This window comes from Halorussus halobius, from assembly GCF_004765805.1.
In the GTDB taxonomy this organism is placed as follows: Archaea; Halobacteriota; Halobacteria; order Halobacteriales; family Haladaptataceae; genus Halorussus; species Halorussus halobius.
Genome location: NZ_SBIU01000003.1, coordinates 490,454 through 513,348, shown reverse-complemented (window position 1 = coordinate 513,348; position 22,895 = coordinate 490,454). Strand labels below are relative to the sequence as shown.

Genomic DNA, 22,895 nt, shown 5'->3' with positions numbered 1-22,895 from the left:
CACATTAATAATGAACCTATTCAACAATGCACTTAGGAAAACCGAAACTTGTTGATATGAGAGCCGAAAAAGACACATGGAGTGATCGCAGGTGACCCGAATCAGCGCACGCTATCTCGGCAAGCGACTCGTGGTGTCGTACATTACCCTGCTGGTGATTATGACCCTGCTGTTCGCACTCTTGCGGAGCATGCCGGGGTCGTTCATCTCGTCGATGATTACCCCGCAAATGCAACCCGAACAAGTCGAACGACTGCGTAACGTCTGGGGGCTCAACGAGCCGCTCTGGCAACAGTACATCGACTTCATGATAAACTACCAGACCGGCAACTTCGGCATGTCGCCGACGTACAAGGAGCCGGTGTGGGACGTCATCGTGCGGCGACTCCCGCGAACGCTCATCCTGTTCGGAGCGTCGTTCATCGCCGCCTACATCATCGGCCCAATCGTCGGGATGTATCTGGGCTGGCTCCGGGGCACCCGAAAGGACAAGTCCATCTTTGCCAGCAGCCTCGTGATGTACTCGATGCCGTCGTTCTGGCTGGCGTGGCTGTTCATCTGGCTGTTCAACTACGAACTCGGCTGGTTCGAGTCGACGTACATGTACACCAAGTTCGCCGAGTTCGACTGGACGGTCCTGTCCACGATAGTCGACGTGTTCAACCACATCACGCTCCCACTGTTCAGCCTCGCGTTCGTCGGCTGGGTCGGGTCGATGCTGGTGATGCGACCGTCGATGAACAACGTCACCGACGCCGATTACGTGTTCCTCGCACAGGCGAAGGGGCTCAGCGAGCGCACGGTGATGATAAAGCATGCCGCGCGGAACGCGCTCATCCCGGTGGCCACGCAAGCCATCGTCGGCCTCGCGTTCCTGCTCGACGGCAGCGTCATCATCGAACAGGTGTTCAGTTGGCCGGGCATCGGCCAACTCATCGTGAACTCCGTGGCCGCGCAGGACTACCCGGCCACGCAGGCCGCGTTCTTCATACTGGCGGTCCTCGTGATCGTGATGCGTCTACTGACCGACATCGCGTACACGTACCTCGACCCACGAATCAAGTTCGGGGAGGAACAATAGATGGCTACGAAATCCGAGCGCGGTTCCCGGTTCGAATCGATGCGAGAGCGCTGGGAGCCGCGAATCGACCGAATCAAGCGCGGGTGGGACCGGTACACGACCCACAAGATGGGCGTGCTGGGGTTGGCACTCCTGGTGTTGTTCAGTCTCTGGGGGCTGTTCCCCGACGTCTTCGCGCCCCACACGCCCGAGTGGAAGGCGTACATCGGCTACGAGAACACTCGCATGACCGGCGAACAGCTGCAGTCGCTGCCCCATCCGCCGGCGTTCGGCGATCCGTTCTTCGCGCCGCTCGGCACGAACGCCAGCGGGGAGGGCATCTTCACCCTCATCGTCTTCTCGGCGAGCAACGCCCTCTACATCGGGGTGGCGGCCGGACTGCTGTCGAGTCTGGTCGGCGTCCCGCTCGGGCTCATCAGCGGGTTCTACGGCGACACGTGGATCGACGAGACCATCCAGCGCATCGTCGACGTGATGTACGGCCTGCCGTTCCTGCCGTTCCTCGTCGTCCTCGTCGCCATCCGGGGCGTGAACACGACCAACATCATCCTCGGAATCGCCATCACCTCGTGGCTCAACAACTGCATCGTCATCCGCGGCGAGACGCTGTCGTTGAAGGAACGCGCCTACGTCGACTCCGCGAAGGTCGCGGGCGCGAGCGACACCCGGATCGTGTTCCGCCACATCATGCCGAACGTCCTGCCGCTGGCGTTCGTCTTCCTCGCCCAGGACGCGGCGGCCGCCATCCTCGCGCAGGCGTCGCTGGCGTACCTCGGGCTGGCCGACTTCACGGCCAACTCGTGGGGCATCATGCTCGAGAACATTCAGGCGCAGGGGTACATCTACGACGCGCCGTGGTGGCTCATCCCGCCGGGACTCGCGATCACCGCTATCGCTGCGGCGTTCTACTTCATCGGCTTCTCGATGGAGGACGTGACCAACCCGCAGAAGGAGTGACCACATGACGCTACTCGAAGTAAACGACCTCTCGATCCGGTACGACGTCGACGACCAGTCGGTACACGCGGTCGACGGCGTCACCTTCAGCATGGACCGCGGCGAGACGTACGGTCTCGTCGGCGAATCTGGGTGTGGCAAGACGACGCTCGCCAAGTCGCTCGTCCACTTGCTCGACGCCAACGGACGCATCGACAGCGGGGAGGTGTGGTTCGACGGCACGCTCCCCCGCTGGGAGAACGAGCAGGGCGAGCCCCGCCGGGAGGTGATCGAGGACGACCAGTATCCCGTCCGCGAGGACGGCAAGACGGACCTCGCCCGGCTCGACGACGAGCAGATCCGGGACGTCCGGTGGCGCAACATCGCGCTCATCCCCCAGAGCGCGATGAACGCGCTCAATCCCGTCTACAAGGTGGGCGACCAGATTATCGAGGCCATCCGCCGCCACGAACCGGACACCTCCGTCGAGGAGGCCGACGAGCGCGCCCGGGACCTGCTCGAACGGGTCGGCATCGACCCGGACCGCGCCGACGACTACGCCCACCAGTTCTCGGGCGGCATGAAACAGCGGGCGGTCATCGCCATGGCGATGGCGTGCAATCCGGACCTGCTCATCGCCGACGAGCCGACGACCGCGCTCGACGTCATCATCCAGGACCGCATCCTCGACGAGCTCGAAGACCTCCAGGAGGAGTTCGGCGTCTCCATCCTCGTGGTCAGTCACGACATCAGCGTGATGGCCGAAATCTGCGACCAGCTCGCGGTCATGTACGGCGGGAAGTTCATGGAGAGCGGCCCGAAGACCGAGGTGTTCCAGCGGTCCTCGAACCCCTACACGCTCGGGCTCAAGAACTCCTTCCCGACGGTCAAAGAGGAGCAGACCGACCTCGTCTCCATCCCCGGGTCGCCGCCGACGCTGCTCGACCCGGACCCCGGCTGTCGGTTCGCCGACCGGTGTCCGTTCGAGATAGAAGAGTGTGGGACGTCTCACCCGCCGATGTACGACGTCTCGGCCGCCGAAGGCGGCCAGCGGGTCGAAGCCGACGACGCCATGGCCCATCGCTCGGCGTGCTACCGGGTGGACGAACTCGAAACGATGCGGACCGAAGCTATCAAGGAGGAAACATGGCAAACGACGGAGACCCACTGATCGAGGTAACGGGCGTCTCGAAGCTGTTCGGCATGACGCAGGGCACGACCGACCGATTGCTCGGCCGCGAGCCCAACCCGGTCCGGGCAGTCGACGACGTCGATCTCACCATCAACGAGGGCGACATCATGGGCATCGCCGGCGAGTCGGGCTGTGGCAAGACGACGCTGGGCAAACTGCTCGTCAGGCTCCACGAGCCGACTCACGGCACCATCAAGTTCGACGGCAAGGACATCAGCGACCTCTCGAAGGACGAAGAGAGCGAGTTCCGCCAGCGGGTCCAGATGATATTCCAGGACCCGTTCGAGAGCCTCAACCCCCGGATGACGGTGTTCCAGTCGGTGATGGAACCGCTGAAGATAAACGACATGGGCGACTCCCACCAGGACCGCCGCGACCGCGTCACGGAGGTCCTCGAGGACGTGGGGCTCGCGCCGGCCGAGCCGTACCTCGACGAGTTCCCCAAGGAGCTGTCGGGCGGGGAGCGCCAGCGGGTCGCCATCGCGCGGGCGCTCGTCGTCAACCCGGACTTCGTGGTCTGCGACGAGCCGGTGTCGATGCTCGACGTCTCCATCCGGGCGGGCGTGTTGAACCTGATGAAGGACCTGCAGGACGAGTACGGGCTGACCTACCTGTTCATCAGTCACGACCTCTCGCTCATCGGGTACATGTGCGACCGGACCACCATCATGTATCTGGGCGACGTGGTCGAGCAGGGACCGACAACCGACGTGGTCCAGGACCCCAAACACCCCTACACTGAGGCGCTGTTCGACGCGGTGCCCGAGATCGACCCCGAGGCCGAGCGCCACCGCGCGAACGTCACGGGCGAGGTCCCGAACCCCCGGAACCCGCCGAGCGGATGCCGCTTCCATCCCCGGTGTTCGGACATCATCCCGCCCGAGGACTGGTCCGGGAGCCAGGAGGCGTTCCGCCGCGCGTCCCAGTTCAAGCGCCGGATCGTGACCGGCGACCTCGACGTCGAGGAGGCGCTGGCGGACGCGACCGGCGACCCGGTCGACGCGGTGCTGGGTCGCGGACTCGCGCTCGACCTCCCCGAAGAGCACTCGCTGCCCGGCGAGAAGGCGGGGGCGCACTCGGTGGACCCGTCGGCGCTGGAGCTGCCGAGCGACGCCGAACGGACGCTCCGGAGCGCGGCGGAGAAACTGGCCGACGGCGACCACGACGGGTCGAGGGCCGAACTCGACGACGAGTTCGTCTCGATCTGCGAGCGCGAGCATCCGGACATGCGCGAGGCCGGGACGAGGATTACCGCCTGTCACCTCCACGAGACCGAGGAGGCCGACCCCGTCGTCGCGCCGGGCGCGTCGGACTGACCGACGCCGATCGTTCCTTCCGTTCGGATGAAAAGTTTTACCGGACTTCGGACTCTCCGTTTCAGCATCGAATGAGGCTTTCCGAACTCACGACGAGACGAATCGTGCTCGTCGGCGCGTTCGTGCTCGTCTTCGGCGCTACCACGGTCGCGTTCGCACAGGCGGCGTCGGGCCATCTCGCGGCGATACACGCCCCGAACGCCGACGTGACGGTAGTCGACTACGAGGTCACCGACGACGGCCTCCTCGACGTGACTCTGCGGGTCCACAACCCCACCGTGAGGGCCATCGCCGTCCCGGTGGCCCAGATGAACGCGTACGTGGACGGCGAGCAGGTCTCCGACGGGACGACGACCCGTCTGGACGGCGTCGCCGTCGGCTCCGGGGCGACCCGGAACGTGACGGTCCCGCTCGACCTCCGGGAGGGCGGTGCGGAACGGCTCGCCAGCGCCGACGCCGGACAGGTCTCCGTCGAGGGCCAACTCAAGGGGAAGGTCGGTTCGGAGACGGTGTACGTCTCGCTCGACGGAGCGGAGGGCGGCGAATGAGCAACTCGACGTCGTCGGGCTGGTCGTCCGACGTCGAGCGCGCGAGCTACTCCCGCCGAGCCGGTCGGGTCCTGCTCCAGGCCGGGGCGGTCGGGGTACTCGCGGGGATGGGCGCGTTCGTCTACAATTCGACCCAGTTTCTGACGTTCGACGTCGACGCCAGGCTGTTGCTCGCCCCGATGTTCGCCGCCGGCGTGTTCGCACACGCGTTCGCACCGTCGCTCCGGGAGTCGGTCCGACTCGGCATCGCCGGATTCTTCGCGGGGCTCGCCGTCTTCGTGGCGGCGTGGCTCGCCCCGCTGTTCGTGCTGCCGTTCCCCGATTCGGCCATCGATTTGCTGTTGCCGTCGATGATGGGCGACGTCACCTCGGCGGCGTTTCTCAACTACTCGCCGACCTACCTCGGGGGCTACCTGCTCGCGGTCTCGGTCGGCGCGTTCCTGGAGTGAGGAACCACTACGCTTTTGTACGGCGTTCGGGTAGCTCTCCCCGTGACGAAGGACACGCCCGGGCGCGAACGCACCGTCCGCGAGCGCGGGACGTACGCCCAGCACGGCGACGACCCCACGCTAAAGAGCTACCTCTCGTCGCTGTTCTTCCTGCTCTCGGTCCCGGGGCTCATCGGCGTGGCGATGGTCGGCTACTGGCAGGGGCTGTACGCCTACTCGGCGGTGGTCCCCGTCTTCGCCGGCCTGCTGGTGGCGTCGCTGGTGGTCGTGTTCGCGCTGATGCACGTCGCCACCTGAGTCAGTCGGGCGTGCTCTGTAGCGACAGGTAGAGGACCAGCGCGGTCGAACAGAGGATGAGCCCGAGGTGCAACCGCGTCGGCGAGTCCGCCGGCGAGTAGACGAACAGGAGGACGCTCCCGAGTCCGAGCGCGGCGGCCACCCCGAACAGCAGGACGGTTCGAATCGATTCGTCGAGCAGCGCCGCGTAGAGCCGCGAACGCCGCCCGTCCATCTCTTTCAGTACGGCGTGTCCTCGTACACCGCCATGACGGGTTCGAGGGCCATCTGCTGGGCGAGCGCGTACGTGGTCAGGGCCACCTGGTCGTCGGCGACGAACGTCCCGTCGTCGTCCTCGTGCCACTCCGCCACGCTGGCGGCGTACCGGACGTGCGAGTCGTGGACGGTAAACAGCCACTCCTCGGGGAGGTCGTCGTCCTCGCTCGCCTCGCGGCGCGCCCGGAACAGGTACTTGAAGGTCTCGTCGGTGCGCCAGCTGATGTCCTCGCCAGCGTGGTACTCCGACAGTTGGGGCGTGCCGAACAGCTGAATCAACCGATAGAGTCCGGTGCCGACGTCGACCGCGTCGTCGCCGTCGGGTTCGGGGCTCAGATAGGCGATGACGTCGAGGTCGTCGCGCTCGCGGACGTTGTCCTCGACGAGGACGCGACCGCCCTCGCGCCGGTCGGCGATCTCCTCGGGCGGAACCGGTTCCACGGTGACGTCCTGCAGGGACTCGGGGTCAGGCGCGTCGGGGTGTTTCCGGATGTCGATAGACATGGGTTAGTACGCGAAGTAGTTGAAGCCCTTCCAGCCGAGGTATCCCATCGCGACGCAGGCCAGCCCGAACGCCGAGATGGTGAGCGACTCGACCGACGAGAGCGCCTCGGCTGGGTCGCCCATCCCGAAGTAGAGGGTGAGGCCGACGAAGAAGAATATGTACCCGATTACGAGGCCGAGAATCATCACGCCTATCGAGCCGAACCCGATGGGCCCTCGAAGCGGCTTCGGTACGTTGTCCTTCAGTGCCATGGTCTGTGGTGTCTTTCACCGCGCTTAAAAGTTCTGGAACTACTCGTCGTCGGCGTCGAGGTCCTCGAACTGGTCGTCGGACAGCGGCGACATCTGGGGGTCGAAGTCGGCCGTCTCCGACTCGGCCGGGCCCGCCCCCGACTCGACCGGGTCGGTCTCCGAGTCGGTCGCCTCGTCGCCCGTCTCGTCGGACGCCACGGCCGCGTACTCCGACGGCGGCGTCCGGAGGCGGTAGCCCAGCGCGATGCAGATGAGGCCCGGCACCGCCCGGAGCACCGCCGCGGGGGAGGTGATCGGGTACTGACCGGTCACGACCGACCCGTGGAGGGCGTCGCCGACCAGCAGCGCGCCGGTCACCAGAAAGAACGTACTCGCCATCGCCACGAACCGGACCGATATCACGGTCCGTGGTTCCGACTCGCGGGAGTTACGTGTTGCGGTTCTGCCCGCCACCGTCCGCGGTCTCCCGACCGAACGCGGCTCGCCGGGATGTAACCTGGTCCACATCTGGCAAGAGGTTTTTTCAACCATCGGCGGAAGCAAACAGCCAGTGCACGACGAATCGGACGCGGGGAACGGTCATCCCGACGACCCCGGCGGGGGCGCGGACGCCGGCGGTTCGAGCGAGGCCGCGGCGTCGAACGAGCCGGGCGACTCGGAGTCGCTCGACGGCGCTGACGACGGGACGGGGGCGACCGTCGGCGAGTACGACTGGGCGACGTTCGAGGAGGAGGTCTTCTACGAGGACGGGAGTCCACCGACCAACTGGCGGGGCAAGCCCCGCGCGTTCGACCCGGCGACGTACCTCGGTCACGACCCCGACGAGACTGGCGACCGAGTCGAGGAGGCCGCCGAGACGGGTGCGGGACTGCGGACCTACTTCGAGACGTATCTCGACCCCGAGGAGACGTCCGTCGCTGTCGGCGAGTACCTCTGGGAGCACTTCAAGTACGAACACTACTACGAGCGCGACGGGGACGCCGACGAGTTCGGACGGAATCGTCCGGTCGCGCCCCGCGACGAGGACGGGAACGCGGTCCCGTTCGACCGGAGCGAGTGGCTGGGCCACGACGACCTGTCGGCGGGCGTCTTCGAGGCCGGCGCGGCGGTCACCGACCTGAGCGCCGACTTCGAGGCGTGGCTCGACCCCGAGACGACGCCCGTGACGAAGGGCGAGTACTACTGGGAGCACTTCAAGTACGAGTACTACTACGAGGACACCGAGGTCACCGCGCCCGAGCGCCCCCGCGACCGGGACGGCCAAATCGAGCGATTCGACGAGGCGGAGTGGCTCGGCTTTCCCGAGGAGAACTTAGAGGACCTGCTCGCGCAGGGCGCGGCCGAGGCCCGGACGCTCCGCGAGGTCGAGGACGAGCGCACCCTCGACGTGCCCGCGGAACTCGACGAGGACGCGTTCTTCTCGACGGTCGAGGGCCACACCACGGTCGTCAACCGCTACGACCTCGAAAAGGCGGTCGCGCTCCCCAAGAAGGACCACTTCAGGGAGATAGACCGCTACTGGGTCAACAAGCCCTACGCGTTCGTCGTCCTCTTTCACTCCGCCAAGGAGAACGAGACCAAGTACTACCTCGTCGAGCCGTACTGCACGCCCATCGAGACCGACCTGAAGGCGTTTCTCGAAGGGAAACTCCGGTCGGCCATCACCTACGCCAGCGACGACGTGGTGGTCGAGGCCGACGCCGACGAGCGCGGCGCGGTCGTCGAGCGCGAGACGCTCCGACTGCTCGACCGCTACGACCTCTACGCCGAGAACGACGGCGAGCGCGCCCGACAGCTCCGGGACCTGCTCGACCGCTACGACCGGACCAGAGACGCCCTCGCCGGGACCGGCGACGCGGTCGGCGAGTACCTCGCACGCGCCCGAGAGGAGGCCGACGAGGCGGTCGAACCCCTCCGGGCGGCGCTCGACGAGCGACGCGGCGACTCCCCGAACGGTTCGACGCGCGAGGCCGCCTCCGACTCGCCGACCGACGGCGGGAGTGCGGACGAGGAGGTCGCCCCGGACGGCGGCGCGGTCGGCGACGACGGGGAGGCTGGTAGTGGCTCGGGCCAGGCTTCGCCCGACTCGCCGGACGGGCCGGAGTCGGTCGACGCCCCCACCGAGGACTGGGGCGAGAGCGACCCGGACGAGTCCCGAGACGCGGAGGCGGTCCCGTCCGACTCCGCGAGTCGGCTCGGCGACCCCCTCGACCTGTCGGTCGAGACGGCGGAGTCGCTCCGCCGACGGGTCCGGGCGGCAATCGAGGCCCGAATCGAGGCGATGGAGCCCGACGAGTCGGGCGGGCTGGACGGCATCGCGGTCCGGCCCGAACCCGTCCTGCTCGAAGAGGACGACGACACCCTCTCGGAGTACCAGACCGAGAAGCTGCTGTACTACCTGCGCCGGGACTTCACGGGCTACGAGCGCATCGACGGCGTCAAGCACGACATCAACGTCGAGGACATCTCCGTCGACGGCTACAACTCCCCGGTGTTCGTCTACCACACCGACTACGAGCAGGTCATCACCAACGTCTACCACGGCGAGGACGAACTCGACGACTTCGTGGTCAAGCTGGCCCAGCGGTCGGGCAAGGGCATCTCGAAGCGCCAGCCGCAGGTCGACGCCACGCTGCCCGACGGGTCGCGCGCCCAGCTAACGTTGGGCCGGGAGGTCAGCGACCACGGCACCAACTACACCATCCGGCAGTTCAAGGACGTGCCGTTCACGCCCATCGACCTCGTGAACTGGAACACCTTCTCGCTCGAACAGATGGCGTTCCTGTGGCTCGCCATCGAGAACCACAAGTCGCTCATCTTCGCCGGGGGCACGGCGTCGGGCAAGACCACGAGTCTGAACGCCGTCTCGCTGTTTATCCCCAGCAACACCAAAATCGTCTCCATAGAGGACACCCGCGAAGTGGAGTTGCCCCAGCGCAACTGGATAGCCAGCGTCACCCGGCCCTCCTTCTCTGACGACGACAAGGGCGACGTCGACGAGTTCGACCTGCTGGAGGCCGCGCTCCGCCAGCGCCCCGACTACATCGTGATGGGCGAGATTCGCGGCGAGGAGGGTCGCACCCTGTTTCAGGTGATGTCCACGGGCCACACCACCTACACCACCTTCCACGCCGACACCGTGGGCGAGGTGCTCAAGCGGTTCACGACCGAACCCATCAACGTCTCGAAGACGCTGTTCACCGCGCTCGACCTCGTGAGCATCCAGACCCAGACCCGCGTGCAGGGCAGCAAGGTGCGCCGGAACAAGTCCCTGACGGAGATAAACGAGTACAGCGCCGAGAACGACGAGATAAACGTCCAGGACATCTTCCAGTGGCGCGCCGAGGACGACGAGTTCATGCGGCTGTCGGGGTCGAACACCATGGAGGACATCATGTTCGACCGGGGCTGGGACCGCGACCGGCTCGAACGCGAGATTCTGAAGCGCCGGGTCATCCTCGCCTATCTCATCCGGAACGGGCTCGAGGAGTACGCGCAGGTCGCGGCCACGGTCCAGGCGTTCATCAACGACCCCGACACCATCCTGACCCTGATAGCCAACGGAAAACTCGAGGAGAGCCTCGAAGACCTCCGGGAGATGGAGAGCGTCCACATCGACGTCGACCCCAAGAAAGAGGAGATGGTGCCCCGACCGGACCCCAGCGAGGAGACCTACGCGCTCGCCAAGGGCATCCTCGCGGAGGCCGACGACGGCCTATTGGAGGAGTATCGCGGGGCCGACGCCGACGTGGAGGGCCTCGCGGTCGCGCTCGCGGAGGGCAACGAGTCGACGCCTCGTGACTCGTCGGCGACTCCGAGCGGGCCCCCGGACGACGAGGTTGACCGCGACCCGGACGCCCGACGCCCGCCCGACGCGGAGTCCGAACCCGCCACGGACGCCGAGCGCGTCACGGACGCCGAATCGGCCACGCCGGAAGACAGCGTGAGAGACACCAGCGAGGGCGGCGAACTCGGCCGCTTCCCCGACTCGTACGACCGGGGCGACGAACCGGACGGCGAGTCCGGCGGCCCGGACGGCGGGTCCGCCGAGGACTCGTTCGGCGACTTCGAGGCCGCGTTCGACGGCGACAGCGAGCGCGAGGCCGCCGACGGTGAGGAGGCCACCGGCGGTGAGGGGGCCGCCGACGGCGGCGAGGAGGACCGGCGATGAGCCACGGCGGCGCGACCGGCACCCGGCGGTCGGCCGACTCGCTGGCCGACGCCTTCTATCCGCTGTTCGCCTACCTGTTCGACGAGGACGGCGACTTCGTGGCCGACGTCGAGACCAAGCTGGCCGAGGCCCGGATGCCCGACACCGTCGAACTCTACCTCTCGCGGGCGCTCGCGGTCGGCGTCCTCGCCGGGGGACTGCTCTGGGCGCTGGGAACCGCGGTCGGCTACGTCCTCTTTATGACTGGCGTCGTCGAGGTGGGCATCCTCATCGGCGTGCCGGTCCCCAACGAGGCGACGTTGCGGCTTATCGAGGCGCTCAAGGTGCCGTCGCTGGTCGTCGCCAGCGGCCTCGTGTTGGGCACAATCGGGTTCGCCGGCGGGTTCGGGGCCGTCGCGGCGATTCCGTACATGCGGGCGTCGAGCCGGAAGCGCGAGATAAACATGCTGCTGCCCGACGCCATCTCGTTCATGTACGCCCTCTCGGTCGGCGGGCTGAACCAACTCGAGATTCTGGAGGCGATGGCGAAGGCCGACGACACCTACGGCGAGGTCTCCCGGGAGTTCCAGTCCATCGTCCAGGAGACCGAGTACTTCGACACCGACTACCGGACCGCCATCCGCAAGCGGTCGCTGGAGACGCCCAGCGACGAGTTCGGCCAGTTTCTGACCGACATGCTCTCCATCGTGAGCTCGGGCGGGGACATGAGCGACTTCCTCGACGACAAGAAGGACAAGCACATGCGGACCGCCAAGCAGGAACAGGAGATGACCCTCGAGACCCTCGAACTGTTCGGCGAGATGTACATGACCCTCTCGCTGTTCCCCCTGTTGCTCATCATCATCCTCGTCATCATGTCGATGCTGGGACAGGCGCAGGTGGACATGCTGTACGCCACCGTCTACGGCCTCATCCCGCTGACGGGTGTGGGATTCCTCGTGTTGGTCTCGACGGTCAAGCAGGACGACCCCGGCGACGGCTACCTCGACCCGAACGACGGCAACGAGCGGGTCGCGGCCGACACCGGCGCGGGCCTGCTCCACCTCGGGCTGGTCGAGCGCTACGTCGGGGAGTTCTCGGTGTTCGACCGGGTCAAGAGCCGCGAGGGCACCCACGAGACGATTTTGCTGCTCAAGCGCCCGCACGTCTTCTTCCGGGACAACCCGCTGTTCGTCCTCGGACTGACCGTCCCGGCGTCGCTGGTGCTGGTCGGGTCGGCGGTGTGGACCGGCGCGGCCCCGCGAACCGTCGACGGGATGGTCGCGAATCCGGTCTGGGGCACGTTCGTCTACGTCTACGTCCCCATCTACGTCACGCTCCTGCCGCTGGCCGTCTTCCACGAGTGGAACGTCCGGTCGCGCCGCACCGTCACCAACAATCTCTCGGAGGGCCTCCGGAAGCTCTCGTCGGCCAACGACACCGGGCTGACGCTGCTCGAATCCGTCCGGACGGTCGCGGACACCTCCTCGGGCAAACTCGCCCGCGAGTTCGACGTCGTCCACGCCAAGGTCGAGTACGGCATGAGCCTCCGGGCCGCGCTGGTGGAGTTCAACAACCGGTATCACATCCCGCGACTCGCCCGGACGGTCACGCTGGTCTCGAAGGCCCAGGAGGCCTCCAGCCGGATAACCGAGGTGCTGTCGACCGCCGCACAGGCCAGCGAGAATCAGGACGACATCGCCCGCGAGCGCAAGTCCCGGTCGCGGATGCAGGTGGTCATCATCGTCATGACCTACCTCACGCTGCTGGCGGTGATGGCCATCCTGAAGGTGCGGTTCCTCGACGTGATGGCCGGTCTCGCCGACCAGGCGTCGTCGTCGGGCGGCAGCGCGTCGGGTGCCGGTCCCGCCCAGTTCGGACAGGGCGTCGACACCACGCTGCTGGGCATGCTGTTCTTCCACGCCGTCACCCTGCAGGCGCTCCTCTCGGGGTTCATCGCGGGCTACATCCGGGACGCCTCGCTTTTGGCCGGCGTGAAGTTCGCGGTCGTGCTCCCGACCGTCGCCTTACTCACCTTCGCGTTCATCTGACCATGCCACGAGAGACAACCAACCCGGTGACCGAGCGCGGCCGGCCGGCCCGAGGGTCGCCAATCGACGCCGCGCAGTCTACCGACCGACCGACCCCGGAGCGCGGCCAGACCACCATCGACTTCGCGCTCGGCGTCAGCGTCTTCCTGCTGTCGGTCGCGTTCGCGTTCGCGATGCTCCCCTCGGTGTTCGTGCCGTTCAACGCGCCCGTCGACGACGACCTGACGACCCGGGCCGACCGGACCGCCGCGACCCTGCTGGCGGACCTCTCGACCGGCGGCAACGCGCTCGACCCCGACCGGACCGCCGACCGGTTCGACGCGACCAACCGGACCCAGTCGGCGCTCCGGTCGTCGTTGGGACTGCCCGCGACCACTCGCGTCAACGTCACCGTGACCGACGCCGAGACCGGCGCGGTGGCGTCGGCCGGCGGCCGACGACTCCGGGCCGGCGCGGCCGTGGGCGACCACCCGACCGCCGCCGCGAGCCGCATCGTCGCGATAGCCGGCGACCCGTATCGCTTGCAGGTGTACCTATGGTAGGCGACGACCGGGGCCAGGCGTTCGCGCTGGAGGGCATCGTGGGCAGCATCGTCGTCCTGACCGCCGTGCTGTTCGCGCTCGAAGCGGTCGTGCTGACGCCGACGACCGCCGGGACGGTCGACCAGGACGTGAAGGCCCAGCTCCGCGTCGAGGCCGACGACGCGCTGACGGTCGCGGCCGAGGACGACCAGCTCCGGTCGCTTGCGCTCTACTGGAACAACTCCTCGCGGACCTTCGCCCACGCCGACGACCGGGTCCGGGGGTACGGGTCGGACCCGCCCTGCACCGCCGGCCCGCCGGACGCCGACCCTCCGTGCGAGTCGGTCGGCGAACTCCTGAACGACACCCTCTCCTCGCAGGGCTACGAGTACAACCTCTACGTCGACTACCGCAACGATTCGGCCCCCTTTCGGACCGAGACCGAGCGCGTCGTCTACCGGGGCGTCCCCTCCGACAACGCGGTCACCGCGACCCACGCGGTCGTCCTCTACGACGACGACCGGCTCACCTCGTCCGAGGCCGCCGGCGGGGCGACGCTCGCGGAGATCGACGCCGACCCCGACCGCCACTTCTACGCGGGCGACGCCGACCCTGGCCCGGCGTTCACCGTCGCGGAGGTGCGACTCGTCGTATGGTGAGCGACCACTCGGCGAGCGACGACCGCCTCCCGCGTCGGGCGAGCGACGACCGCCTGCCGCGTCGGGCGGGCGACGACCGGGGACAGCTCATCCTCGTCGGCGCGGTCGTGCTGGCTATCGCCATCGTCGGCCTCGTGGTGATACTCAACACGGTGCTGTACACCCAGAACGTCACGAACCGCGCGGCGCTCGACGCGACCGACGACGCCGCCGAAATCGAGCGCGCGGTCGACGGCGAGGTGCCCCCGCTGGTCGAGCGCACGAACCGAAACGCCACCTACGGGAACGAGAGCGCCGCCGCCGACGCCGTCAACCGGACGCTCGCACGGTACGGCGCGCTGGTCGGAACCGCAGTCACCAACCGGCGGCCGGCGTCGGTCGGCGTGGCCGTCGCGGGGAATCCCTCGGTCGCGCTCGTGGTCGCGGACGCCAATTCGAGCCGGAACTTCACCGACCGCGCCGGCGACCCCGAGTGGACCGTCGCCGACGGCGCGAGCGTCCAGCGCTACCGACTGCGAGTCGACGCCGACTCGCTCCCCTCGACCGACGCCGACGCGTTCCGGGTGACGGTCGCGGCCGGCGGGGACGACTGGACGATGCGCGTCCACCGGAACGGGAGCTCGGTCGACGTCGACCGGGTCGGGACCGGCGGGGCCGAGTCGACCTGTACCGCGTCGCCCGACGACGGGACGGTGGAACTCGACGTCGACGACGGGTCCGTCGACGTCGAGGGCGATTCTGCCGGCGTCGACTGTACCTTCGCGTTCGCAGCGGGCGTCGACCCACCGTACGAACTCGGCTACGCGAACGCGACCAACGCCACCGGCACGTACCGACTCGTCCTCGACGGGACGGGCGCGACGGCGGGCGACGTCGCCACGGCCGCGCCGTGGGAGTCGCCCTACCGGAGCTACGCGGTCGACGCGCTCGCGGTGACCGTCACGTACGCCACGCCCGAACTGCGATATCGAACGACCACCAACCACACGATTCACGACCCATGAGCGGGCGACGAACCGGCTTCGCGACCGACCGACGCGCCGTCTCGACGACGGTCACGTACACCCTGACGGTCGCCATCACCACGGTTCTCGTGAGCGGTCTCGTCATCGCGGCCGGCGGTGCCGTCTCCGACCAGCGCGAGCGGGCGGTCCGACAGGAACTCGGCGTGGTTGGCGAGCGGCTCGCGGCGGAACTCGAAGGGGCCGACGGGCTGGTCGCCGACGGGAACGCCGACCTCCGACTCCGCACGACCCACCCCGACGCGCTCGCCGGCACGAGGTACTCGGTGGCGCTGGTGGCGAGCGCGCCGGGGCCGTGCGACCGGTATCCGTGTCTCGCGCTGAACGCGTCGGACCCGGCCGCGAGCGTGACCGTCGCGCTCGCCACCGAGACCGCCGTCCGGTCGACCCGGGTGGCCGGCGGCGACGTGGTCGTGGTCTACGAGCCCGACAACGGGACGCTGGCGCTGGAGGGAGCGGCGTGAGCCGCGGGGTCAGCCACGTCGTCGGGTACGTCCTGGTGTTCGCGGTCGTGATGGCGTCGGTCGGGGTCCTCTACGGCTCGGGCGTCGGCTCGCTCGAGGGGGTCCGGGACGCCGAGCAGGTCGACAACGCCGAGCGAGCGGTCGTGGCGCTCGCCCAGAACTTCGCGGCGGTCGACCGGGGGCGAGCGCCCGGGCGAGCGGGCGAGGTCCGACTGGGCGGCGGCCGGCTCGCGGTCGAGGAGGCGACCGAGTTCCGGGTCACGGTCGAGCGGGGCGGCGACGTGGTGCAACAGCGCGTGGGCGTCGGCGCGCTGGTCTACGAGTACGACGACACCGAGATTCGCTACGAGGCCGGCGGCGTGTTCCGAACCGAGGACGGCGGGAGCGTGCTGGCCCGCCGGCCCGCGTTCGACTGCGCCCCCGACCGCGCGCTGGTCTCGACCGTGTCGCTGCGGCGGGCCGGCGACACCGGCGCGGTCGCCGAGGACGGCACGGTGGTCGTGGTCGGTCGCCGGGCCGAGGCCTCGACGGTGTTCCCCCGGTCCGCGACGCCTCAGGGCGACGAGGACGCGACCGTCCGGTTCGAGGTCGTCTCCTCGCCCAGCGCGGACGCGTGGGGGCGCTACCTCACCGACAGCGGATGGAGCCGGTCCGGCGACGTCTACGAGTGTTCGACCGACCGGGCGTTCGTCCGGCGGACGATACTCGACGTCGCCATCCGGACCTGACACCCACGTCGCCGTCTCGGGCGGGCGACCGGGCGTCAGGAGCCCTCCTCGATGGCGACCTGATTCATCGAGATGTGGACCGCGAGGTTCTCGGGGTCGTCGACGCTGCCCCGCTCCTCGACGGTGACGAGCGCGACCGCGTCGTTGTAATCGGGGTCGCCCGACCCGCACTTGTCGGAGTCGCCGACGTCGTCGGTCGTCGCGTCCGCGCAGGAGAGTTCGTAGACGAGGACGAACGCGTTCGGCGCGAGGTCGAGGTGGCCGGTCTCGTTCATCCGACCGCCCAGCACCTGGGACATGTTGCGCTGCTCGTCGCTGGCCGACCCGTAGCTGGGGACCGCCATCCCGTCGGCGAGCAGGACGACGTTGCCCTCGTTGTCGCCCCCGTCGTCGGCGTCGACCGTGATGTTCACCGTCTCGTCGCCGGCCGCCTCGGCCCCGACCGAGCGCCACATCTCGCCGTTCAGCGAGACCTCCTCGTAGTCGTTCCAGTCGTAGCTGTCGGCCCCGTAGCCCGTCGCCTCGACGCTGACGTTGTCGCCCGCGGAGACGTTGGTGGTGAACGACCGGCTCTCGGGCCCGTCGGTCGGGTCGTTCACGTCCTTCTCCGCGACCGACGCCGGATTCGCCACGTCGGTCCACGGCTCGTACGTCCGGTCGCCGACGTTGACCCGCATCGTGACCGGCGCGTTGTACTTGTAGTCGGCGTAGACCGGCTCGACGCAGAAGCCGAACGCCCACTCGTCGCACCCGACCCGTCGCGTCTGGGTGCCCGAAATCTCCGTGCTGAGCAACTCGACCGACGCGGTCGCGTTGCGCTGGACCGCCAGACTCCGGTTGCGGTTCTCCGTCCCGGTCCCGGCCAGCGTCACCGTCATCGACGCGGTCCGGTTGGCGTCGTACACCGCCGTCGTCCCGGTGTCGAAGTGGCTCCGGAAGTACTCGCCCCACGCCCGGTAGTACTCGCTGTCGACCGAGACCACGATTTTCTTCGGCGGGGTGCAGCGGTCGGCGGCGAACGCCTCCCTGAGTTGCTCGCTGCGCTCTCTCGACGCCGCGGCGTCCTTGGTCGCCCGCAGGCTCTCGACCGACCCGTTCACGCCGCCGCTGACGTCGACCATCCGGAAGCTGAAGCTCCCGTTGCGGTACTGGAGGTCGGGCGGCGAGAGCATCACGCTCCCGGCCTCGGTCCGCTTCCAGACGCCGCCGGCCTGATAAGTCACCTCGCCGCCGTCGTCGGCCTCGTAGGTGATGGAACCGAACTCGATGTCGGCGCTGCAGGTCGCCGAGTCGTTGCCGACAGTGGTGATCGTCGCGGTCCCGTCGTCGGTCACGCGGACGTCGCCGTCCTGCCCGCTGAAATCGAGCGTGTGGGCGTCGTTCGAACTGAACGCGACCTGACTCAGGCGGGCGTCGGCCTCGCGCATGCTGTTCTCGGCGTTCTGGACGTTCGCCGACCCCTCCAGGGCGTCCATGGCGGTCCCGCCGACGAAGAGGACGCCGACCGCCGCGAACAGCGTGAACCCGAACAGCAGCCCGAGGCCGACGACTTCGGACTGACCCCGCCGACCGCTCGCCGCGTCCGCGCGAAACCCCGGCATGTCCCGGGCGATGAACTACAGTAGCATAAATAGTCTTGCCAACTGTGTACTATCTTACCAGTTCCGGCTTCGCAGTCCCGGCCCCGTCGCGTGGACGTTCGGGCCCTTTCGCGCGGGGATTCGGGCGCTATCGCTCGCGCGGCGTCCGACGCGGCGAAACCTGGGAACCGGCGCGAACCGCGAGGTCAACTCTCGACCGGGATGGTCCCGCCCGGGTCGTACTCCCGAGGATGGGAGTTCGACTTCGAGGACGCCGTTGTGATAGGTGGCCGTTATCTCCCCCCGGCCGTCACGTTCGGGATGCCCTCGTGTCACGAGACCCCGGCCTCGTCGGTCTCGAAGCCGGGCACGTCGACGGTGAACTCCTTTCGGCGGCGTCGGGCGGTCGACCGCGGCGCGAACCCCGTCATCGGCCGACGAGGTCGCCGCTCGCGTCCGTCGATTCGACCACCGGAACACCTTTGACTGCCCGTCCCCAGAAACACAGCAATCAGATGCCCACGTCGAGACCGAACGTCGAACCCGTCGAGATACGGGACGAGTCCACCGGGAGCGCCACGCTGGCGACCTACGTCTTCGACGTCAGCGATTTCATGCTCGGGGGAGAGGTCTCGACGGGGGTCGCGCTCGCGCTCGCGGAACTCGTCGAGTCGGGCCCCTCGGAGATGACGCCGCTGAGTTCGGTCGTGGACTGCGACGCCCTCGAACTGCTCTTCCAGACGCGACGGTACGGCGACCTGCGCGACGACGTGTCGGTGTCGTTCCCCTACGACGTCTACGAGGTCACGGTCCACTCCAGCGGTCGCGTCGTCGTCCGGACGTAGCGGGCCGCCGGGGACGTCCCGAACCGCACACAGCGACGTAGGACCTTCGTCGCGGCCGTCGCGCCGTGATACTTTTTCGCACACGCGATGCCATAACTTAAATACGTCCGGCCCGTCGTTAGGGTGTGAGTGAAGAATCGGGGCGACGGAACCTCCGCATGCCCAACGACGACGAGCAGTTTGCCATCGTGACCGAGATGCTCGGCAAGAACCGGGTCCGGCTGCGCTGTAACGACGGCGTCGAGCGCATGGGCCGGATTCCGGGCCGGATGCGCAAGCGCATCTGGATTCGGAAGGACGACATCGTGCTCTGCGAGCCCTGGGACTGGCAGGACGAGAAGGCCGACATCGAGTGGCGCTACGACGGCTCCGCGCAGGACCAGCTCCGGCGCGAAGGTCACATCAACGTCTGATACTTTTCGATTCGGCGTCCGCTCAGTAAGCGAGCGCGTCGAGATTCTCGACTCGGTCGAAGTGGTGGTCCCGAGTGACGACGTTCGCGCCGTCGTGGCGACAGATTCCGGCGACGAGCACGTCACCGAGATTGATGCGGTCTCCCGCGTCGAGGAGTTCGGCCTCGACGAGTGCCGCTTCGCGGACGGTCGCGTCCGTCAGCGGGAGCGGTTCGAGCCAGTCGAGGCCGTCGGCGACGCGCTCGACCTGTTCGCGGCCGCCGGTGCGTGCTGCACCGCGATAGACCTCGAACAGCGCCAGCGTCGGTGCGAAGAAGGGTCTGTCGGCGTGTGCGTCGAGGAAGGCCTCCGCGTCGTCGTCGCCATCGAGATAGTCACGACGCTGGTGGAAGCAGTTCCGTGAACTCACCATCGCCTGTCTCGTGCATGATCTCGACCGGTCACTCTGAGCGGTCTATACAGGTAACTTACTTACGGGTACTGAGCATCGCATGAGTTGTGCGACGCCGCCAAGCCCTCCTCGGCACGACCGCTGTGCTGTCTGGCCTCGCCGGCTGTATGAGTCCGTTCAGGTCTGACGGCTCACTCGGAGAAGTGAACGTCGAACTCCGAAATACAGACGAACAAGCACGGACGTTCCACCTCGCGCTCGAAACCGAATCCGGGATGCTAGACTGGAAATCACACCACACCGACGCAAGCGTCAACGAGCAGGTGACGATAACCCCGGACGAAGACGTATCTCCAGTCGCGTTACACGGGGCTGTCGGGGATTTCGCGGGGAGTGTCAATATTCTGGGCGTTGGCGAACTCGACGAGGACTACTGCCTTCGGTTCCACTTCTGGTATGCACATCCCGCCGACGAGCGCCCGCAGTTGGCACAGGCTGCGGACATCGAGTGTTGACTGTAGACGTGTTCTGTCGGCCGATTCGCGGTTCTCGCCGACCGGCTGTTTCAGACAAAAATATATATGAAGAATAGTGTTTCACAGAGCCTCCGTTTTGTAATCGAGGCACACTCTCCGTGCGTAGACGACGCCTCTCGTTCGCACGAATCGACGAACTCACCACTGGTCGACCGAGCGAAGCGAGGGCGGAAAGAGTGGACTCGTCGGGACCGAGCAATTGCGGTTCGATTGCGAGGGTCGACGAGTCCGCTGACCGGAGCGAACGAAGTGAGCGAGAGGAAGTGGACTCGTCGGGATTTGAACCCGAGGCCTTCCCCGTGCCAGGGGGATGATCTACCGCTGATCTACGAGCCCTCGAACGCACCCAGACGTTGTCCGGGGGTACTGATAAACTTCTCGGAATGGGACGGCCCCGACGACGGCCTCACGGGGCACCGGGCCGGACGCCGAAGCTCATCGTCGAGCGCGACCCGCGGTGGACCATTTCCGGAGCGAGAACGCCCTCCAGTCCACGCTTCCGATTATCATCTGCGAGAGCCGAAGCCGGGTTTTATACGTTGGCGTTCGTTGGTCCGAACAGAGCGACATGGAGGTAGAGGACACCAACACCGGTCCCGGCGTCCCCGCCGACGCGGGCGAATCGGGCGACTCGCCCGCCGCTGCCGACCGGGGCGACGCGGACGACCCGCCCGAAGCGCGGGACGTCCCGACCCGGCAGGTCGTGGAGTTCCGGCTCGGCGAGGACTACTGCGCCGTGGACATCGACGCGGTCGACAGCATCGTGGAGATAAAGAAGGTGACCCGAATCCCCCGGACGCCCGACGCCATCGACGGCGTGATGGACCTGCGGGGCGAGACCACCGCCATCATCGACCCCCGGTCGTTCCTCGGCGTCGAGGGCGACGCGCCCGACGCCGCCGAGCAGAACGTACTGGTGCTCGACCGGGCCGACGACAAGCAGAAGCTCGGCATCCGGGTCGACGAGGTACGGGAGGTCTCGACCTATCCCGTCGACCAGATCGACACCGACGACGACCTCTCGGACCTCGAAACGCGGGGCGTGTCCGAGCAGGTCTCGCGGGGCATCATCCGCAAACAGAACGGCGACGGGCTCGACCTCGTGGTCTGGATCGACGTCGACGCCATCATCGAACAGCTACGATGACCCGCCACTCCCGACCGCCCGAGCGCGTCGTCGCTTCGCCGGGCGATGCCAGCGACGCCCGCGGTCGCGTCGCGGACCATCGCGCGAACATCAGTACTGATAATCACAGGGGAGAATTTATTTCGCCCCGCTCAGAAGCGCCGGACAGGTGACTCTCGCATGGCGAAGAACGTACTCATCGTGGACGATTCGGAATTTATGCGGAATCTACTCCGGGAGATACTCGAAGAGGAGTTCGAGATCGTCGGGGAGGCCGAGAACGGCGTCGAGGCGGTCGAACTGTACGAGGAGCACCGGCCCAACCTCGTGATGATGGACATCGTGATGCCCATCCGGGACGGCATCGAGGCCACCTCCGAGATAAAGGAGGCCGACCCCGACTCGAACATCATCATGTGTACCAGCATCGGGCAGGAAGAGAAGATGAAAGCCGCCATCAAGGCGGGAGCCGACGGCTACATCACGAAACCGTTCCAGAAACCCAGCGTGATGGACGCCATCGAGGACGTCGTGTCAGCATGACCGACGCAGTCGTCGTCGACGATTCGCACTTCATGCGGACCGTCATCGCCGACATCCTCGAGGACGGCGGTATCGAGGTGGTCGCCCAGGCCGGCGACGGCGAGGCCGGCGTCGAGGCGGTCGCGGACCACGACCCGGACGTGGTGACCATGGACGTCGAGATGCCCAAGATGAACGGCATCGAGGCCGTCGCGGAGATCATGGCGACGAACCCGACGCCGGTCGTGATGCTGTCGGCCCACACCGACGAGGGCGCGGACGCGACGTTCGAGGCGCTGGAGAACGGCGCGGTCGACTTCCTCGCCAAGCCGGGCGGCGAGGTATCGACCGAGATATCGGCCCACAGCGACGCGCTGGTCGAGACGGTCCGGTCGGCGACCCGGGCCGACCCCGAGTCTGTCGAGGAGGTCGACGACCCGGTCGGGACGCTGGAGACCGACCACGGGTTCGTCGACGACCCAACGCTGGTGATCGGTGCCTCGACCGGCGGTCCGCGCGTGGTCGAGTCGGTGGTCGCGAGCCTCCCGCCCGAGGCCGACCTCCGCGTACTCGTGGTCCAGCACATGCCCGACGGGTTCACCGCCCGGTTCGCCGACCGCCTCGACCGCCGGAGCGAGTACGACGTCCGCGAGGCCGAGGACGGGATGCGCATCGGCGGCGGCGAGGCGGTCGTCGCCAAGGGGGACTACCACATGGAGGTCGCCGGCTACGGCGGCGGCCGGCTCCGCATCCGACTCCAGCAGGACGAGCCCAGACACGGCGTCCGCCCGGCCATCGACGTGACCATGGAGACCGCCGCCGAGATGGTCGACGGCCCGCTGACGGGCGTCGTCCTCACAGGAATGGGAAGCGACGGCGCGGTCGGCATCGAGGCCATCGCGGACGCCGGCGGCGCGACGCTCGCCCAGGACGAGGAGACGTCGTCGGTGTTCGGCATTCCGGCGCGAGCCATCGAGACCGGCCGCGTCGACCGGGTGTGCTCGGCCGACGAGATGGGCACGGCGATACTCGACACGTTCCGAGAGGAGGCATGACA

Annotated in this window: 26 protein-coding genes and 1 tRNA gene; 20 read left to right on the top strand and 7 right to left on the bottom strand. The window is 67.6% G+C overall.

All coding sequences use genetic code 11. The features are described from left to right. The first annotated feature begins 91 nt into the window (after nucleotides 1-91). The 7 genes from EPL03_RS09325 (at nucleotide 92) to EPL03_RS09295 (ending at nucleotide 5,819) form a co-directional block, all read left to right on the top strand. The gene (locus EPL03_RS09325; RefSeq protein WP_244605235.1) at nucleotides 92-1,081 is read left to right on the top strand and encodes an ABC transporter permease; all 990 of its coding nucleotides are present in this window, start codon (nucleotides 92-94) and stop codon (nucleotides 1,079-1,081) included. Then, nucleotides 1,082-2,038, top strand: a complete 957-nt coding sequence (locus tag EPL03_RS09320; protein WP_244605234.1) for an ABC transporter permease — start codon at nucleotides 1,082-1,084, stop codon at nucleotides 2,036-2,038. Nucleotides 2,039-2,042: 4 nt separating this feature from the next. Then, the gene (locus EPL03_RS09315; RefSeq protein WP_135829058.1) at nucleotides 2,043-3,188 is read left to right on the top strand and encodes an ABC transporter ATP-binding protein; all 1,146 of its coding nucleotides are present in this window, start codon (nucleotides 2,043-2,045) and stop codon (nucleotides 3,186-3,188) included. Continuing rightward, nucleotides 3,164-4,525 (top strand): ABC transporter ATP-binding protein, encoded by a 1,362-nt coding sequence (locus tag EPL03_RS09310; RefSeq protein WP_135829057.1) that lies wholly within the window; start codon nucleotides 3,164-3,166, stop codon nucleotides 4,523-4,525. The genes EPL03_RS09315 and EPL03_RS09310 overlap by 25 nt, the downstream gene beginning before the upstream one ends. Nucleotides 4,526-4,596: 71 nt before the next feature. After that, on the top strand, nucleotides 4,597-5,073 hold the full coding sequence (locus tag EPL03_RS09305) for an LEA/WHy family protein (RefSeq protein WP_135829056.1): 477 nt from the start codon (nucleotides 4,597-4,599) through the stop codon (nucleotides 5,071-5,073). After that, the gene (locus EPL03_RS09300) at nucleotides 5,070-5,522 is read left to right on the top strand and encodes a hypothetical protein (protein WP_135829055.1); all 453 of its coding nucleotides are present in this window, start codon (nucleotides 5,070-5,072) and stop codon (nucleotides 5,520-5,522) included. The genes EPL03_RS09305 and EPL03_RS09300 overlap by 4 nt, the downstream gene beginning before the upstream one ends. A 42-nt stretch (nucleotides 5,523-5,564) precedes the next feature. Then, complete coding sequence (locus tag EPL03_RS09295) at nucleotides 5,565-5,819, top strand: hypothetical protein (protein ID WP_135829054.1); 255 nt, start codon at nucleotides 5,565-5,567, stop codon at nucleotides 5,817-5,819. A 1-nt stretch (nucleotide 5,820) separates the two neighbouring features. Here EPL03_RS09295 and EPL03_RS09290 read toward each other — a convergent pair whose 3' ends face one another. From EPL03_RS09290 to EPL03_RS09275, 4 genes are read right to left on the bottom strand one after another with little or no spacing between them, the layout of a single operon-like run. After that, on the bottom strand, nucleotides 5,821-6,033 hold the full coding sequence (locus EPL03_RS09290) for a hypothetical protein (RefSeq protein WP_135829053.1): 213 nt from the start codon (nucleotides 6,031-6,033) through the stop codon (nucleotides 5,821-5,823). Nucleotides 6,034-6,038: 5 nt separating this feature from the next. Next, nucleotides 6,039-6,578: a hypothetical protein gene (locus EPL03_RS09285; protein WP_244605233.1), complete on the bottom strand. Its 540-nt coding sequence runs from the start codon at nucleotides 6,576-6,578 to the stop codon at nucleotides 6,039-6,041. Between the two features lie 3 nt (nucleotides 6,579-6,581). Continuing rightward, entirely contained in the window at nucleotides 6,582-6,830 is a 249-nt protein-coding gene (locus EPL03_RS09280) for a hypothetical protein (protein WP_135829052.1), read from the bottom strand. Nucleotides 6,831-6,869: 39 nt separating this feature from the next. Next, nucleotides 6,870-7,232 carry a hypothetical protein gene (locus tag EPL03_RS09275; RefSeq protein WP_135829051.1) on the bottom strand — a complete coding sequence of 121 codons (363 nt, stop codon included), beginning with the start codon at nucleotides 7,230-7,232 and terminating at the stop codon, nucleotides 6,870-6,872. A 148-nt stretch (nucleotides 7,233-7,380) separates the two neighbouring features. Between EPL03_RS09275 and EPL03_RS20460 the strand changes: the two genes are divergently transcribed. The 7 genes from EPL03_RS20460 to EPL03_RS09235 are packed head-to-tail and all read left to right on the top strand — an operon-like array spanning nucleotide 7,381 to nucleotide 16,425. Next, on the top strand, nucleotides 7,381-11,001 hold the full coding sequence (locus EPL03_RS20460; RefSeq protein WP_244605232.1) for an ATPase, T2SS/T4P/T4SS family: 3,621 nt from the start codon (nucleotides 7,381-7,383) through the stop codon (nucleotides 10,999-11,001). Further along, entirely contained in the window at nucleotides 10,998-13,031 is a 2,034-nt protein-coding gene (locus tag EPL03_RS09260) for a type II secretion system F family protein (RefSeq protein ID WP_135829050.1), read from the top strand. Before EPL03_RS20460 ends, EPL03_RS09260 begins: the two co-directional genes overlap by 4 nt. A gap of 2 nt (nucleotides 13,032-13,033) precedes the next feature. Beyond that, nucleotides 13,034-13,573 carry a DUF7287 family protein gene (locus EPL03_RS09255; protein ID WP_244605231.1) on the top strand — a complete coding sequence of 180 codons (540 nt, stop codon included), beginning with the start codon at nucleotides 13,034-13,036 and terminating at the stop codon, nucleotides 13,571-13,573. Then, on the top strand, nucleotides 13,567-14,211 hold the full coding sequence (locus EPL03_RS09250) for a DUF7288 family protein (protein ID WP_135829049.1): 645 nt from the start codon (nucleotides 13,567-13,569) through the stop codon (nucleotides 14,209-14,211). The genes EPL03_RS09255 and EPL03_RS09250 overlap by 7 nt, the downstream gene beginning before the upstream one ends. Further along, nucleotides 14,205-15,215: a DUF7261 family protein gene (locus EPL03_RS09245; RefSeq protein ID WP_135829048.1), complete on the top strand. Its 1,011-nt coding sequence runs from the start codon at nucleotides 14,205-14,207 to the stop codon at nucleotides 15,213-15,215. Before EPL03_RS09250 ends, EPL03_RS09245 begins: the two co-directional genes overlap by 7 nt. Further along, entirely contained in the window at nucleotides 15,212-15,697 is a 486-nt protein-coding gene (locus EPL03_RS09240; protein WP_135829047.1) for a DUF7266 family protein, read from the top strand. The genes EPL03_RS09245 and EPL03_RS09240 overlap by 4 nt, the downstream gene beginning before the upstream one ends. Further along, nucleotides 15,694-16,425 carry a DUF7289 family protein gene (locus EPL03_RS09235; protein WP_135829046.1) on the top strand — a complete coding sequence of 244 codons (732 nt, stop codon included), beginning with the start codon at nucleotides 15,694-15,696 and terminating at the stop codon, nucleotides 16,423-16,425. Before EPL03_RS09240 ends, EPL03_RS09235 begins: the two co-directional genes overlap by 4 nt. A gap of 35 nt (nucleotides 16,426-16,460) precedes the next feature. Here EPL03_RS09235 and EPL03_RS09230 read toward each other — a convergent pair whose 3' ends face one another. After that, a complete protein-coding gene (locus tag EPL03_RS09230; protein ID WP_135829045.1) occupies nucleotides 16,461-18,026 on the bottom strand; it encodes a DUF7289 family protein in 1,566 nt (521 codons plus the stop codon). A 494-nt stretch (nucleotides 18,027-18,520) separates the two neighbouring features. Here EPL03_RS09230 and EPL03_RS09225 point away from each other — a divergent pair, with 494 nt between their 5' ends. After that, nucleotides 18,521-18,850: a HalOD1 output domain-containing protein gene (locus EPL03_RS09225; RefSeq protein ID WP_135829044.1), complete on the top strand. Its 330-nt coding sequence runs from the start codon at nucleotides 18,521-18,523 to the stop codon at nucleotides 18,848-18,850. Nucleotides 18,851-18,975: 125 nt separating this feature from the next. Next, a complete protein-coding gene (eif1A, locus tag EPL03_RS09220) occupies nucleotides 18,976-19,263 on the top strand; it encodes a translation initiation factor eIF-1A (RefSeq protein ID WP_135829043.1) in 288 nt (95 codons plus the stop codon). Between the two features lie 22 nt (nucleotides 19,264-19,285). Here eif1A and EPL03_RS09215 read toward each other — a convergent pair whose 3' ends face one another. After that, a complete protein-coding gene (locus EPL03_RS09215) occupies nucleotides 19,286-19,672 on the bottom strand; it encodes a PIN domain-containing protein (protein ID WP_244605262.1) in 387 nt (128 codons plus the stop codon). An 89-nt stretch (nucleotides 19,673-19,761) separates the two neighbouring features. Between EPL03_RS09215 and EPL03_RS09210 the strand changes: the two genes are divergently transcribed. Then, nucleotides 19,762-20,169, top strand: a complete 408-nt coding sequence (locus tag EPL03_RS09210) for a hypothetical protein (RefSeq protein WP_168216221.1) — start codon at nucleotides 19,762-19,764, stop codon at nucleotides 20,167-20,169. A gap of 285 nt (nucleotides 20,170-20,454) precedes the next feature. Here the strand turns inward: EPL03_RS09210 and EPL03_RS09205 are convergent. Continuing rightward, nucleotides 20,455-20,526: transfer RNA gene (locus EPL03_RS09205), tRNA-Ala, on the bottom strand. Between the two features lie 232 nt (nucleotides 20,527-20,758). Between EPL03_RS09205 and EPL03_RS09200 the strand changes: the two genes are divergently transcribed. From EPL03_RS09200 to cheB, 3 genes are all read left to right on the top strand, one after another. Further along, nucleotides 20,759-21,337 (top strand): chemotaxis protein CheW, encoded by a 579-nt coding sequence (locus EPL03_RS09200; RefSeq protein WP_135829041.1) that lies wholly within the window; start codon nucleotides 20,759-20,761, stop codon nucleotides 21,335-21,337. Nucleotides 21,338-21,496: 159 nt separating this feature from the next. Beyond that, nucleotides 21,497-21,859, top strand: a complete 363-nt coding sequence (gene cheY / locus EPL03_RS09195; RefSeq protein ID WP_135829040.1) for a chemotaxis protein CheY — start codon at nucleotides 21,497-21,499, stop codon at nucleotides 21,857-21,859. Further along, on the top strand, nucleotides 21,856-22,893 hold the full coding sequence (gene cheB, locus EPL03_RS09190; protein ID WP_135829039.1) for a chemotaxis-specific protein-glutamate methyltransferase CheB: 1,038 nt from the start codon (nucleotides 21,856-21,858) through the stop codon (nucleotides 22,891-22,893). Before cheY ends, cheB begins: the two co-directional genes overlap by 4 nt. The last annotated feature ends 2 nt before the right edge of the window (nucleotides 22,894-22,895 follow it).